The 13,799-nt window shown below is 69.7% G+C and carries 14 protein-coding genes; 3 read left to right on the plus strand and 11 right to left on the minus strand.

From position 1 onward, the window contains the following. Nucleotides 1-52 precede the first annotated feature (52 nt). The 10 genes from M2317_RS15655 to M2317_RS15700 form a co-directional block, all read right to left on the minus strand. Nucleotides 53-1,615, minus strand: coding sequence for a carboxyltransferase domain-containing protein (locus M2317_RS15655; protein ID WP_429461720.1), 1,563 nt, complete (start codon nucleotides 1,613-1,615; stop codon nucleotides 53-55). Nucleotides 1,616-1,723: 108 nt separating this feature from the next. Continuing rightward, complete coding sequence (locus M2317_RS15660) at nucleotides 1,724-2,488, minus strand: LamB/YcsF family protein (RefSeq protein ID WP_429461722.1); 765 nt, start codon at nucleotides 2,486-2,488, stop codon at nucleotides 1,724-1,726. Beyond that, a complete protein-coding gene (locus tag M2317_RS15665) occupies nucleotides 2,485-3,072 on the minus strand; it encodes a TetR/AcrR family transcriptional regulator (protein WP_429461724.1) in 588 nt (195 codons plus the stop codon). The genes M2317_RS15660 and M2317_RS15665 overlap by 4 nt, the downstream gene beginning before the upstream one ends. A 344-nt stretch (nucleotides 3,073-3,416) precedes the next feature. Beyond that, complete coding sequence (locus tag M2317_RS15670) at nucleotides 3,417-4,040, minus strand: response regulator (RefSeq protein ID WP_429461968.1); 624 nt, start codon at nucleotides 4,038-4,040, stop codon at nucleotides 3,417-3,419. After that, a complete protein-coding gene (locus tag M2317_RS15675) occupies nucleotides 4,040-5,293 on the minus strand; it encodes a sensor histidine kinase (RefSeq protein WP_429461726.1) in 1,254 nt (417 codons plus the stop codon). Before M2317_RS15675 ends, M2317_RS15670 begins: the two co-directional genes overlap by 1 nt. 94 nt (nucleotides 5,294-5,387) lie before the next feature. After that, nucleotides 5,388-6,386, minus strand: a complete 999-nt coding sequence (locus tag M2317_RS15680) for a LacI family DNA-binding transcriptional regulator (protein WP_429461727.1) — start codon at nucleotides 6,384-6,386, stop codon at nucleotides 5,388-5,390. A gap of 132 nt (nucleotides 6,387-6,518) precedes the next feature. Continuing rightward, a complete protein-coding gene (locus M2317_RS15685; RefSeq protein WP_429461730.1) occupies nucleotides 6,519-7,952 on the minus strand; it encodes a GH1 family beta-glucosidase in 1,434 nt (477 codons plus the stop codon). A gap of 5 nt (nucleotides 7,953-7,957) precedes the next feature. Continuing rightward, nucleotides 7,958-8,848, minus strand: a complete 891-nt coding sequence (locus M2317_RS15690) for a carbohydrate ABC transporter permease (RefSeq protein WP_429461731.1) — start codon at nucleotides 8,846-8,848, stop codon at nucleotides 7,958-7,960. Continuing rightward, on the minus strand, nucleotides 8,845-9,885 hold the full coding sequence (locus tag M2317_RS15695; RefSeq protein ID WP_429461733.1) for a carbohydrate ABC transporter permease: 1,041 nt from the start codon (nucleotides 9,883-9,885) through the stop codon (nucleotides 8,845-8,847). Before M2317_RS15695 ends, M2317_RS15690 begins: the two co-directional genes overlap by 4 nt. A 101-nt stretch (nucleotides 9,886-9,986) precedes the next feature. Beyond that, nucleotides 9,987-11,294, minus strand: a complete 1,308-nt coding sequence (locus M2317_RS15700) for an ABC transporter substrate-binding protein (RefSeq protein ID WP_429461735.1) — start codon at nucleotides 11,292-11,294, stop codon at nucleotides 9,987-9,989. 138 nt (nucleotides 11,295-11,432) lie between these two features. On the opposite strand from M2317_RS15700, the gene M2317_RS15705 reads away from it, so the two are divergent. From M2317_RS15705 to purQ, 3 genes are all read left to right on the plus strand, one after another. Continuing rightward, the gene (locus M2317_RS15705) at nucleotides 11,433-11,963 is read left to right on the plus strand and encodes an adenine phosphoribosyltransferase (RefSeq protein ID WP_429461737.1); all 531 of its coding nucleotides are present in this window, start codon (nucleotides 11,433-11,435) and stop codon (nucleotides 11,961-11,963) included. 139 nt (nucleotides 11,964-12,102) lie between these two features. After that, nucleotides 12,103-12,351: a phosphoribosylformylglycinamidine synthase subunit PurS gene (gene purS / locus M2317_RS15710; protein WP_429461739.1), complete on the plus strand. Its 249-nt coding sequence runs from the start codon at nucleotides 12,103-12,105 to the stop codon at nucleotides 12,349-12,351. Nucleotides 12,352-12,353: 2 nt separating this feature from the next. Continuing rightward, a complete protein-coding gene (purQ, locus tag M2317_RS15715) occupies nucleotides 12,354-13,055 on the plus strand; it encodes a phosphoribosylformylglycinamidine synthase subunit PurQ (RefSeq protein ID WP_429461969.1) in 702 nt (233 codons plus the stop codon). A gap of 266 nt (nucleotides 13,056-13,321) precedes the next feature. Here the strand turns inward: purQ and M2317_RS15720 are convergent, their stop codons facing one another. Continuing rightward, on the minus strand, nucleotides 13,322-13,750 hold the full coding sequence (locus tag M2317_RS15720; RefSeq protein ID WP_429461741.1) for a DUF1761 domain-containing protein: 429 nt from the start codon (nucleotides 13,748-13,750) through the stop codon (nucleotides 13,322-13,324). Nucleotides 13,751-13,799: the final 49 nt, after the last annotated feature.

Genomic DNA, 13,799 nt, shown 5'->3' on the forward strand with positions numbered 1-13,799 from the left:
CTCCTCCGGAACGGATGCCGGGATCAGGCCGGAATCCGGCGGATGAACGAGGTCACACCACGCGGAACCGGATGCGGGCACCGGGCGGCAGCTGGCCGGCGGTGTCCAATGCGGCATCCGTGAGCGCGGCGACGATCGGATAACCGCCCGTGATCGGATGATCCGGACCGAACAGCACCGGCTGCCCGTCCGGGGGCACCTGAACGGCACCCGTGACAGCGCCCTCGCTGGGCAGCTCACCCTGGATCGCGCGCTCCAGCGGCACGTCGCCCTGCAACCGGACGCCCACCCGATCCGAACGCGGCGTGACCAGCCATTCCTGCCTCACCAGCACGTCGAGCGCCTCCGGGGTGAACCAGTCATCACGTGGGCCGAGCGTGATCGCGAGCTCGACACGCTCGCCCGGCGCGGGAAGCTCCCGGGGCATGACGACGTCATCGACCGCCGCGACCGCGTCCCGTCCGACCGCGACCACATCCCCTTCGACCAGCGGCGCCGGTCCCAGCCCGGCCAGGGTGTCCGTCGCCCGGCTCCCGAGGACGGATGCCGCGGCCACCCCGCCGCGCACCCCGATGACGTAGCGGATGCCGCGTTCGGGGTGCCCGAGGTGCACCTCGTCGCCTTCGGCCGTCGCGAACGGGACGCCGTGCGCGATCGGATGCTCGGTTCCGTCCGCGGTCACGAGGCCGAGGTCCCCCACCGCTCCCGTGACGACCGCGACGCCGGAACCGTGCAAGCGCAACACCGCCGACCCGACGCACTCGAGAACCGCCGCGGTCGACGCATTGCCGACCGCCCGGTTCGCGTCGCGCAGTGCACGACGGTCCGCGGCCCCGGACGAGGAGACGCCGAGAGCAGCGAAACCGCGCCGACCGGCATCCTGGACGAGCAGCTGCAGCGGTGGACGCACGACCTCGATGCCCGCGATCGGACGACCGGCGTCATCCGGCGCGGCCGCCGCGCCCCGGAGCGCCTGCGCAGGACGCGGGCCTCCCGCTGCCACGACCTGTCGCCCTGCCTGCTCGAACAGCACCCGCGTGCCGGGCGACAGCAGCGCCGGCGGATCGCGATCGATGTCCCACATCACGGCATCCGTGCGCCCGATGAGCTGCCACCCGCCCGGGGTCTCCCGCGGATACACCCCCGTGAAGGGACCGGCGAGCCCCACCGCCCCCGCTGGGACACGCGTGCGCGGCGTCGACCGACGCGGCACGTCGAAGAAGGGGTCCCCGCTGACCGCGTACCCGAAACCAGGCGCGAACCCCGAGAACGCGACATGCCACTCGGCCGCGAGGTGCCGCCGCACGAGTTCATCGGGCGACACCGAGAGCAGCCGTGCGGCCTCCTCGAGATCCTCCCCGTCGTAGTGCACCGGGACCACGACCTCTCGCGTCGGCATCGCCTGCTCGGCATCCGTGATCGTCGCCTCGAGCGCGGCGACGAGCGCGTCGGCAGACGTCCGGAACGGGTCGAAGCGCACGAGCACGGTGCGCGCACCGGGAACGCGCTCGACGACGCCCGGCACGCCTGTCCACGCGAGGTTCCACCGCATCGCCTCGTCGAGGTCGCGCGCCTCGACGAGCAGCGCACGATCGGATGCCGTGAGGACGCGCATCAGCGACGCCTCCGTCCAGGTCGCGAATCGTGTCGCTCGGGCAGCGCCGAAGCGACAGAATTCGCGACCCGAACCGCCACCGCACCCGCACCTCGGACAGCGCCCATTTCACACCTCGACGAACGGCGCGATGACGACGCCGTCCGCCTCGAGCCGGCGCCGGACCTCGGCAGCCATCTCGACTGCGCCTGGGCTGTCGCTGTGCACGCAGATCGACTGCGCGGATACCGCGACATCCGTCCCGTCGACCGCGCGGATCACGCCGTCCGCGGCAAGACGCGTCATGCGCTCGGCGACGGCGGTGGGGTCGTGCAGCACGGCATCCGGTTGCGTCCGCGGCACGAGCCGACCATCCGGAAGGTACGCGCGATCGGCGAACGCCTCGGCAGCCACCGCGAGTCCCGACCGCTCCGCGACATCGAGCACGACGCCGCCGGCCGGCCCGAGCAGTACCAGCCCTCGATCGATCGCTCGGATCGCGGCGACGACGTCCCGCGCCTGTCGCTCGTCGCGCGCGATCGTGTTGTACAGCGCACCGTGCGGTTTCACGTACGCGACCGTGCCGCCCACGGCCGAGGCGAGACCGATCAGCGCGCCGAGCTGATACTCGACGTGCGCCTGCAGCGTCGCCGAGTCGACGTCCATCGGAGAGCGCCCGAAGTTCTCGTAGTCCCGATAGCCGGGATGCGCTCCGATCACGACGCCCGCGCGCACGGCCGCGGCGAGCGTGTCCCTGATCCCCTCCGGGCTCCCGGCGTGGAAGCCGCAGGACACGTTCGCACTCGTGACGATCTCCAGCATTCCCGCGTCGTCGCCGACGATCCGGTCGGGCGTGTTCTCGCCGAGATCGGAGTTGAGATCGATCGCCCTCACTCGGCATCCAACCCGTAGAGACCGAGCACCCAGCCGCGCGCCGCGTCGAGCGGGAAGGCCCCGCCTGCGGCGGCGTACTTGAGCACGACGCCTTCGAGCGTCGTGCGGAGCATGACCTCCTCCAGCAGGGGATCCGCCGCCCCCCGCTCCACGAAGATCGCGCGCACGGCCAGCTCGGCGGCTGCGACGTCCTCGGCGTTGCGGGCAGCCGCCTCGGCGAAGAAGCGCAACTGCGCCGGATCCTGCTGCATCGTCAGCACGGCACGGTGCAGAGGAAGGTTGCCGGATGCCGCAGCGAGCGAACTGTCGATGATGCCGCGCAGGCGGTCATCCGCCGTGCCGGCGCGTGCCTCGGGGAATCCGATCAGCAGGCGGAACCACCGGTCCACGATCTCGCCGACGAGTTGGTCCTTGCCGCCGAAGTGGTAGTTGACCAGGCCCTGCGCGACCCCCGCTCGGCCGGTGATCTCTGCGATCGTCGCGCCGTGCACACCGCGTTCGGCGAACAGCTCGATCGCCGACGACAGGATGCTCTCCCGTGCACGCTCACGGGCGGCACGGTTCTGCTCCACGGAGCGCGCCATCCGGCATCCTTCCGGTCCATTTCCTATTCCCCCGGCTTCCCGCTATCGTACTCACTGAATGAGTGTTCAGTGATGCGCGCGTCGTCGGGGAGGGGCGTCCCGTGCATGAGCGAGCATCGGGCTCGGGGTCGAGTCCGCGAACCGCGTCGCACGGCACGTATCGGAGGGATACCGGGCATGACGCGGTGGATGCTTCGCCGCTGACCTCATGATGAGGATGCTCGATCTCCACCGGGGGCGAGATCGAGCATCCTCGAAACCCTCACCGCGAGACGTATTCTGCGAGGCGAGACAGCGCTGGGCAAGGCAGGTGTCACCCCGCAACGGAAGTCTCGCGGGTCGGGTCAGCGCCGGATGATGCGCTGCTCGATCGCCGCGGCCACGGCACCGGCCCGCGTGTCGACGCCGAGCTTGGTGTAGATGTGCGACAGATGCGACTTCACCGTCGCCTCCGAGACGAACAGTGCTCGCGCCATCTCGCGATTGCCCTGGCCGTCCGCGAGGAGTTCGAGCACCTCGACCTCGCGCTCGGTCATCCGCGGTTCCGGCGACGCCGCGCGCCGCATGAGCGTCGCGGCCACCGACGGCGCGAGTGCGGGCTCGCCCCTCGCCACCGCTCTGATGCCGGCGAACAGCTCCGCCGGCGGGGCGTCCTTGAGCAGGTAGCCCCGGGCTCCGGCATCCAGAGCGCGCAGGATGTCGGACTCGGTGTCGTACGTCGTCAGCACCAGCACGGCAGGAGCATCATCCAGCGCTGCGACCCGGCGCGTGGCCTCGATGCCGCCCACGCCGTCGCCGAGGCTCAGGTCCATGAGGACCACATCCGGATGCTCGGCCGCGACGATGTCGACCGCACCGACCGCGTCGGAAGCCTCGCCGACCACCTGCAGGTCGTCGCTGGATTCGATCAGCGCGCGCAGGCCTGCGCGGACCACCGGATGATCATCGACCAGCACCAGCCGCAGCATCATCGCACGTCTCCCTCTCCGAACACCGACGAGTCCGACCCTGCCGCGAGCACGGATGCCGGGAACACCGCGGACAGCGTCGTCCCCTCGCCGGGCGTCGACTCGATCTCGAGGGTTCCCCCGAGCGCCGTGATGCGCTCCTCGATCCCGTCCAATCCGCGGCCGCGCCCGGACGATCGGCGCTGCCGCGCGCGATCGCGTCGGGCGATGGGGTCGGCGTCGAACCCCGCGCCGTCGTCGCGGACGTCCACGCGCAGTTCATCCGGCTGGGCCGTGATGCTCACCACGGCCCGCGTCGCTCCGGCATGCTCGGCGACGTTCGCGAGCGCGCCCCGGACCGTGCGGATCACGGCCGCGGCGACCGGGAGCGGCACATCCCCGATCACCCCATGGCTCTGGAACGACGCGTCGATGCCCGCGGCATCCGCCACGACCTGCTCGACCGCGGCCGGGAGGGAACCGGCGACACCGTCGAGTTCGGACGGAGCGAGGTCGCGAACGACGCGGCGCACCTCCTCGAGACCCGACCGCGCGGCATCGGCCGCGGTGCGCACCTGTGCCCTCGCGGCGTCGGGGCGCCGCTCCCACTGCTGCTCCGCCGCCTGCAGCAGCAGGTGGATGCTGGAGAGATCCTGCCCCACCGAGTCATGGATCTCGCGCGAGAGACGGGCCCGCTCGGCGAGCGCGCCGGCCCGATGCTCGGCCGCCGCGAGGTCGGACTGCGTCGCGGTCAGTTCATCGACCAGCTGCTGCCTGGCGCGCGCCTCACGGTCCAGCGCCCGATAGGCGACGACGGTCGCGAAGGCGATCCCGATGGGACCCGCGATCATCGTCGGATCGAACTCCTCGGCCAGCCGGAGTTCGGCGGCGATGACGACGCCCGTCATCACCGCGACCACGGCCGAGGCCGGCCAGAACGGCAGGATCTGCAGCACCGCGAACGCGAGCGGGACGGCGCACCACGCGAACGACGGCGCCGTCAGCGTGAGGACGACCCACAGTGCGACGACGACGAGCGTCCATGCGGCGGGCCACGCGCCGCGGCGCGGAACCAGGGGCCGCAGGACGGCTGCGGCGGCGAGCAGCGCAGCGCCGGCGAGCACGAGCGGCAGAGCCTCGGCGTCCTCGTGGCGCAATGCGTACCGGAGCGCGCATACGACGATCAGAGCGAGCAGGACGATCTGCAGCGCGCGCCCGAAGCGCACCGGCGCGAGGATGCCGCGGGCACCGTCCGTCTGCGCGCGGGAGGTCATGCCCTCAGCCTACGGACGACGGATGCCGCGGCACATCATCCGATCGGCTACCGATGCCGCGCCGACGCTTCACGGACAGTGCGACGTCGCCACCTCACGCCGAGCCGCGCACCACGAGCTCGGTGGACAGGATCGTCGTCCGCTCCGGCGAACCGCCGGCCAGGTGCTCCAGCAGCACCGCGGCCATCGTCTCGCCCTGCTTGTACATGGGCTGGCGGATCGTCGTCAACGGCGGGTCCGTGGTGAGCGCGACCGAGGAATCGTCGAAGCCGACGACCGCCACGTCGTCCGGCACCCGCAGGCCGGCACCCCGCAGGACGCCGATGGCCCCGCGTGCCATCAGGTCGCTGCCCGCGAAGATCGCATCCGGTGCGCCGGCGGCGAGGATGCGACGAGCGGCATCCGCCCCACCGGATTCGCTGTAGTCGCCCTCCGCCTCGGCGAACGGCGACAGGCCGGCATCCGCGAGCGCCGCACGGAAGCCCTGCGCGCGGTCCTGAGCGGCGAGCATCGTGAGCGGGCCGGTGATCGTCGCGATCCTGGTGCGTCCGGTGTCGATCAGGTGCTGAGTCGCGAGCCGGGCGCTGGCGACGTTGTCGACGTCGACGACGTAGTCGGTGTCGCGCAGGTGGAACGCCCGTCCGCCGTAGACCACCGGCACGGCATCCGCGATCCGCTCGATGTACGCGTCGCTCGAGTGGTGCGAGACGATGAGCGCGCCGTCCACGCCGCCGTTGCGCACGAAGCTCGTCATCTTGTCGCCGGGGTCGTCGCTGGCGATGAGGAGGTTGAGCAGATAGTCCGATCCGCCGAGCGCGCCGGTGATGCCCGCGACGATCGCGGCGAAGAACGGATCCCCGAAGAACCGAGTGGTGTCCTCGGGAACGATGAGCGCGATCGCATGCGTCTGCCGCGATGCCAGTGAACGCGCGGCCCGGTTGGGCACGTAGTTCATCTCGTCGATCGCCCGCTTGACCGCTTCGAGCGCCTCAGGGCTGACCGACGTCGACCCGTTCACGACGCGCGACACCGTCGAACGCGAGACGCCCGCCGCAGCGGCCACCTCTTCGATCGTCGCTCGTGACGCCGTCATCGCACGCACTCTTCCATTCGCCCATTCTCACCCGTGGCGCCGCCCGCTCGCGTTCGCGTCGCGATGTTCGCTCCGATCCGCCCGATTTCGAGCGAACATCGCGACTCGAAACCGGCGGTCGGATGCCGGCGGCTAGAGGGACCGGGCGGCGATGATCCTCTGATACTCGAGCGCCGAGTCCTTGAGGCTGCGCTCCTGCGTGTCGTAGTCCACCCGGACGATCCCGAACCGCTTGTCGTAGCCCCACGCCCACTCGTAGTTGTCGAACAGCGACCAGTAGAAGTAGCCGCGCACGTCGACCCCGGCATCCGCGGCGTCGAGGACGGCCGCCAGGTGCAGGCGGAGGAACTCGGCACGATCCCCATCGTGCACGCGCGTCTCGCCGTCCTCGACGACCGGCTCGTCGTCGTAGGCCGCACCGTTCTCGGTCATGTAGAGGACGACGCCCGCGGGCTGCGCGTACTCGGTCCACACCCGCTGCAGCAGACGTGTCAGTCCCTCGGGCTGCACCTCCCAGTTCTGAGCGGTGCGCGGCAGCCCGCGCTCGACGGAGTGGATGCCGGCATCCGACGGGTAGGGGCTTCGCCCCTGCCGTTCGGTGCGCGGGCCACCCGAGACCGGAGGAACCTCGGGTGCCGTGCCGGAGACGTAGTCTCCGTGGTAGTAGTTGACGCCCTGCGTGTCGATGCGCTCCGAGATCGTCTCGAGATCGCCCGGTTGCACGGCCGCCTCGAAGCGGGCGACCGCTTCGGCGTCGACGGCCCGGATGTCCGCCAGGATGTCGGCGGGGTATTCGCCGCGGTAGATCGGGTCGAGGAACCACCGGTTGAACTGTCCGTCGATACGACGTGCGGCGTCGACGTCGGCCGGGTTGTGCGGATCCACCGGGTCCGCGACCGTGTGGTTCAGCGTGATCCCGAGGTTGAGGGATGCGTCGCGCGAGCGCAGCTCCTTCACGGTCGCTCCGTGCGCGAGCAGCAGGTGGTGCGATGCGAGCAGCCCCTCGGCGACGCTCGTGTGCCCCGGCGCGTGCTCACCGCCCGTGTAGGAGAGGAACGACGAGCACCACGGCTCGTTGAGCGTGGTCCACACGTTCACCCTGTCCCCCAGCGCGTCGTGCATGGTGCCGGCGTACTCGAGGAAGCGGTCGACCGTGTCGCGGTTCGTCCAGCCACCGGCATCCTGCAGGGCCTGCGGCATGTCCCAGTGGTACAGGGTGAGCCAGGGCAGGATGCCGGCCCCGAGAAGCTCATCCACCAGACGGCTGTAGAAGTCCACGCCCTGCGGGTTGACGGCTCCGCCATCCGGCCGCACCCGGGACCACGACGTGGAGAAGCGGTACGTCTGCAGGCCGAGGCGCTTCATGAGCGCGACGTCCTGCGGATAGCGGTGGTAGTGATCGCATGCCACATCGCCGTTGTCGCCGCCCATGACGGCGCCGGGGACCCGGGCGAAGGCATCCCAGATCGACGCGGTGCGTCCCTCCTCGAAGGCGGCGCCTTCGATCTGATACGCCGCGGTCGCTGCACCGAAGAGGAAGTCGTCCGGGAACGGCCGAGATGTCATAGGGGTCATCCTTTCACCGCGCCCGCCATGATGCCACTGACCAGCTGCTTGCCCGCGACCACGAAGAGGATGAGCAGGGGCAGGGTCGCGAGCACCGCACCGGTGAGCACGATCGAGTAGTCGACGTAGTACCCGGACTGCAGTTGGCTGAGCGCCGTCTGCAGGGTCGGGTTCGAGGGGGAGAGCACGATCAAGGGCCACAGATAGTCGGTCCACGCCGTCATGAACGTGAACAGACCGAGGATCGCCATCGCGGGACGTGCGGCCGGGATGCCGACGGTGAGGAACGTGCGGAACTGGTTCGCGCCATCCATGCGGGCGGCCTCGATGAGCTCGTCGGGGATGACATCGACGAGGTACTGCCGCATGAAGAAGACGCCGAACGCGGTGACGAGCGTCGGAACGATGACCGCGCCGATCGATCCTGTCCAGCCGAGCTCGCGCATGAGCATGAACAGCGGGATGATGCCCAGCTGCGTCGGGATCGCCATGGTCGCGATCACGAACACCATCAAGCCGTCCCGCCCCTTGAAGCGCAGCTTCGCGAATGCGTAGCCGGCGAGCGTCGAGAACGTCACCACCGAGATCGTGATGATCGTCGAGATGATCACCGAGTTGCCCAGGGCGAGCCAGAACGGGATGGCGTCGAAGACCTTGGCCGCGTTCGTGAAGAAGTTGCCACCGGGGATCAGCGGCAGCGTCTCGCCACGGGTGGAGTTGTCGCCGGAGGCGACCACGACCGACCACCACAGCGGGTAGACGCTGCCGATGATGAAGGCTGCGAGCAGCCCGTAGGTGAGGAACCCTGGGCGGCTGCCGATGCCTGCGGTGCCGGTACTCGAACTGCGGCGGCGACGGATGCGCTCCGGAACGCTCATGGCCTGCGTGGCGGTCATCGGGCGTCCTCCTTGGTGACGGTCGTGCGGGCGGCACGGCGGGCGGCGCGGTTGCGCTTGGGCGCGTCGCCGGAGGCGATGCCGCGGGAGATGAGGAAGTTGATCACGCCGATGCCGACGATGAGCAGGAAGAGCAGGATCGCCACGGCGGATGCCTCGCCGAGATCACGGCGGAAGAACGCGAGCTCCCAGAGGAACAGCACGGTGGTCTGGAACTGACGGTCGCTGCCACCGATGCCGCCGGCGGTGGACACGTCGAACAGGCGCGGCTCGGCGAAGATCTGCAGGCCGCCGATCGTGGCGGTGATGATGACGAAGATGAGCGTCGGACGGATCGTGGGGATCGTGATCGAGAAGAACCGCCGCGCGGAGCCGGCGCCGTCGAGCGCAGCCGATTCGTACAGATCGCGAGGCACGGCCTGCATGGCGGCGAGCAGGATGAGGGCGTTGTAGCCGGTCCATCGGAAGTTCACCATGGTTGCGATCGCGATGTGCGAGAGGAAGGTGTTGTGCTTCCATTCCAGGTCGACGATGCCGATGAGGTTGAGCAGGTTGTTGGCGAGGCCGTCGGCCTCGTTGAACACGCTGGAGAAGATGATGGCGACGGCGACAGGGGTGACCACGAACGGGATGAGCACGCTCATCCGCCAGAAGGTGGGGGCCCGGAGCCCGCGGTCGAGCAGGTACGCGATCACGAGCGCGACGCACAGCTGCGGGATCGCGGAGAGCAGGAAGATGCTCAGGGTGTTGAAGATCGAGTTCCAGAACATCGGATCGCCGAGGATCGCGGAGAAGTTCTCGAACCCGACGAACGGCCCCTCCCCCTTGAGGAGGTCCCACTCGTGCACGGCGACGTACACCGTGTAGAGCAGGGGGAACAGCCCGATCAGGCCGAACAGCAGGAAGAACGGCGACACGTAGAGGTACGGCGACGCGTTCTGGTCGAACCGCGAGACGCGGTGGCGCCAGGAGGGGCGGGCGGCGGGCCTGGCGGAAGCCGAGGCGACGCGCTCCTCGGGCGGAGCGGTGAGGGTCATGGTCTTTCCCGTCTGGGGCGATCGGACGTGGTTCCGGTCGCAGTCCGTGCCGCTCAGGCGGATGCCGAGGCGACGCGAACTGCGACCGGAAGGAAGGGGTGTCAGCCGACGAGCTCGTTGAGGAGCGAGAGCGCCTGGTCCCAAGCGCCTGCGGTGTCGGTCTCACCGCGGTCGAGCGAGCTCAGCGCGGGGCCGAACACGTTCTCCTGGATGACCGAGTCGTCCGGGCCCTTGAACTGAGCGACGACGCCCTTGGCGCGCTCGGCGAGGATCGCCCCTGTGGGAGCGTCGTTGAACAGCTCGTTCGGCGTGGCCTCGGCCGCCAGGGTCTCCTGCGCCTTGACCGTCGACGGGAAGTTGCCCGCAGCGGCGGACTGCTTGACCTGCTGCTCGGGCTGCGTCAGCCAGTCGGCGAGTTCGGCAGCGGCCTCCTTGTGCTCGGAGCTCTCCGGGATCGACAGCCATGCGCCACCCCAGTTGGCCGGGCCACCGGGGAAGACGTCGGCGAAGTCCCAGCCGGTCGACGCGTCTCCGCCACCGGCCTCGAGCTGACCGGCGATCGTTCCCAGCATCCAGCCGGGGCAGACGAAGGTCGCGAAGGTGCCGTCGACGAACGACTTGCCGCCGTTCCAGTCCCAGGCGGCCTGGGCGGCGGACTGGCCGCCCTCGGTGGCCGCACCGAGAAGCTCGAAACGCTCCTTGAGCAGGTCGTTGCCCTCCACGTTCAGCTCGCCGTCAGCGGTGTAGTAGCCCTCGTCGAGCTGGTTGACCATCGAGTTCCAGACGAAGCCGGAGTGGTCGTACCAGGCCTTGCCGGTCTTGTCGGTGTACTCCTGGCCGACCTTGAAGTAGTTTTCCCAGTCCCCGTTGAGCAGCTCGGCGACCGACTCGCGATCGCTCGGCAGGCCGGCGGCCTCGAACGCGGGGCCGTTGTAGCAGATGCCGGTCGGACCGACATCGGTGCCGTAGCCGATCACGCGACCATCGGCATCCGTCGCCTGGGCGTACTTCCAGTCCAGCCAGTCGTCCTTGCGGTCCTCGATGCCGTAGTCCTTCAGGTCGACGAACGTGTCGGAGACCTCCATGATGGCGCCGAGCCAGCCCTCTTCGATCGCGACGATGTCGCTGAGGCCGGAGCCGGCCGCGATCTTGGTGAAGGCATCGGTGCGGGCGTTGCCTCCGGTGTCGATGTTGCTGGCCTCGATCGTGACGTTCGGGTGCAGCTCCTCGTACTCCTTGTAGAGGTCCTCATAGCCGAACGTGCCGAACGTGGTGACGGTCAGCGTGACCTTCTCGTCCGAGCTCCCCTCGGCGGGTTCTTCGCCGGCCGAGCAGCCGGCGAGAGCCAGTGCTGCGACGGAGGCGAGGGATGCGGTGACCAGCATCCGGCGCTTTGCGCGTGTGTTCACGGTGTCACTCCTTTGTGCGGAATCTGTTGCAGTGTGTCGTGCTTCGGGATGCCGTGGGAGCGCTCCCACGAACTGAGCAGTCACTCTATGGGAGCGCTCCCATGACTGTCAAGCCCGAAGCGGGCGTACCCTTGGGCCGTGCCTTCCCGTGCCCTCACCCCCGCCCTCGTCCGCGCCGAATCACTGATCCGCAGCGTCCCGGATTACCCGGAACCGGGCATCGTCTTCCGCGACATCACGCCGCTGCTCGCGGACGCCGAGGCGCTGCGCGTCACCACGGAGGCGATCCTGGAGCCGTTCGCCGGGCAGTTCGACGTGGTCGCCGGCATCGAGGCGCGCGGGTTCCTCCTCGCCGGAGCCGCCGCGATCCAGGCCGGAGTCGGACTGATCCCGATCCGCAAGGCGGGGAAGCTCCCCCGGCCCGCGGCATCCGTGGACTACGCGCTCGAGTACGGCACCGCCACCGTCGAGATGCACGACGACCTGCCGGCCGGCTCCCGCGTGCTGTTGATCGACGACGTGCTCGCCACCGGTGGCACCCTCGCGGCCGGTCGCCAGCTCGTGGAGCGGCTCGGCAGCCACGTCACGGGGATCTCGGTGCTGTTCGAGATCGACGGTCTCGGCGGCCGTGACGCGATCGGCGACCTGCACACGGTCTTCCACGCCTGACCCACCCGTCCATATGGCGCTGCGGCGCCCGCGACTCGGCGTGTCGCGGGCGTTCGCGCCATAGAGGCGGGTTCCGGGTGCGTCGTGCACGGGCAGTAGACTGGGCACGCCCGCCTTCCCGCGACTTCTGGAGCCTCGAATGCCCACCATCGTCGTCGACGTCATGCCCAAGTCCGAACTGCTCGACCCGCAGGGGAAGGCCGTCGCCGGCGCCTTCGCGCGCACCGGTGTCGAGGGCTTCAGCGACGTCCGCATCGGCAAGCGCTTCGAGCTCACCGTCGAGGGCGAGGTCACGGACGAGCTGCTCGCCGAGGCGAAGCGGGTGGCCGAGGACGTGCTCTCCAACTCGGTGATCGAGGACGTCGTGGGTATCGAGGTCGTCGAATGAGCATCCGGATCGGGGTCATCACCTTCCCCGGTTCCCTGGACGACCGCGACGCCCAGCGCGCCGTGCGTCTCGCCGGCGCGGAGCCGGTCGCGCTCTGGCACGGTTCGCACGATCTCGAGGGCGTCGACGCGCTCGTCCTGCCCGGTGGTTTCAGCTACGGCGACTACCTGCGCTCCGGTGCGATCGCCGCACTGTCGCCGATCATGACCGAGGTCAAGGATGCCGCGGCGAAGGGCCTCCCCGTGCTCGGCATCTGCAACGGATTCCAGATGCTCGTCGAGGCGCACCTGCTGCCCGGCGGCCTGATCCGCAACGACCACCAGCACTTCGTCCGTCGTGACCAGAAGCTGACCGTCGAGAACTCCGACACCGCCTGGACCAACGCGTTCCGCCGCGGCCAGGAGATCGTCATCCCGCTGAAGAACGGCGAGGGCGGATACATCGCCTCGGAGGAGACCCTGGATCGCCTCGAGGGCGAAGGACTCGTCGCGTTCCGATACGCGGGCGTCAACCCGAACGGTTCGCTGCGCGACATCGCCGGCGTCACGAACGAGGCGGGCAACGTCGTCGGCCTCATGCCGCATCCCGAGCACGCCACCGAGCCGGGCTTCGGCCCCGACACCGCATCTGCCATGCGCAGCGGCGTCGACGGTCTGGCGTTCTTCACGAGCGCGATCGCCGCGGTCGCCCGCGTCGCCGCGTAACGGGAACCCCCGAGGTCTCCGTTCACGCGGGGACGCCTGCACGACCGGAGAACGGATGCACGCCGCATCCGCCGATCCTGTCGAACTGGTGCCCGCGTCGTGCGGGTGCACCCGCGTCGTGCGCGTACACCCGGGAACGGGCGTTCACCGCGGGGGCCGACACGCCAGATGTCGGACCGATTCCCCGAGAACGTCCGACATCTGGCGTGTCGGCCCCCGTTTCGGGGCGAGGGGGCGACGCGGCGAGGGCGCGGGACCGCTGCGCGTCAGCCGAGCGCCGGCGGCCACACCCCGATGATGATCGCCATGATCACGATCGTGACCAGCTCGTGAGCGATGTTCAGCGTGGTCAGCTGCGTGGGCCGGCCCTCGAACGCATCGTGCGTGATGAACCGCGCGCCGGTGAACCCGCCCCAGAGCATGATCGCGGTCACGAACGTGGCCGAGAAGAACGAACCCTGATAGAAGTGCCAGGCGATCGCGGCCGCTCCGGCGAGCACCCAGGCCGTGCCGAAGCTCACCAACACCGTCGTCACGATCGGCCACAGCGCTCCCCGCGACGGGTTGTCCAGGTCGACATGCGCGAGCCGCGCCCAGCGCTTGCCGAAGACGCTCGGCGCGTACCAGATCGCGCCGACCACCATGCTCGACGCCGTCGCCAGCAGCACGGCCCAGTAGTTGATCTCGGGAATCATCTCGGCATCCTCACGTCGAAGCGTGCCCCTGACGCTACTCCGGGTCGGG

It is taken from the genome of Microbacterium sp. ZKA21, assembly GCF_050434165.1.
In the GTDB taxonomy this organism is placed as follows: domain Bacteria; phylum Actinomycetota; class Actinomycetes; order Actinomycetales; family Microbacteriaceae; genus Microbacterium.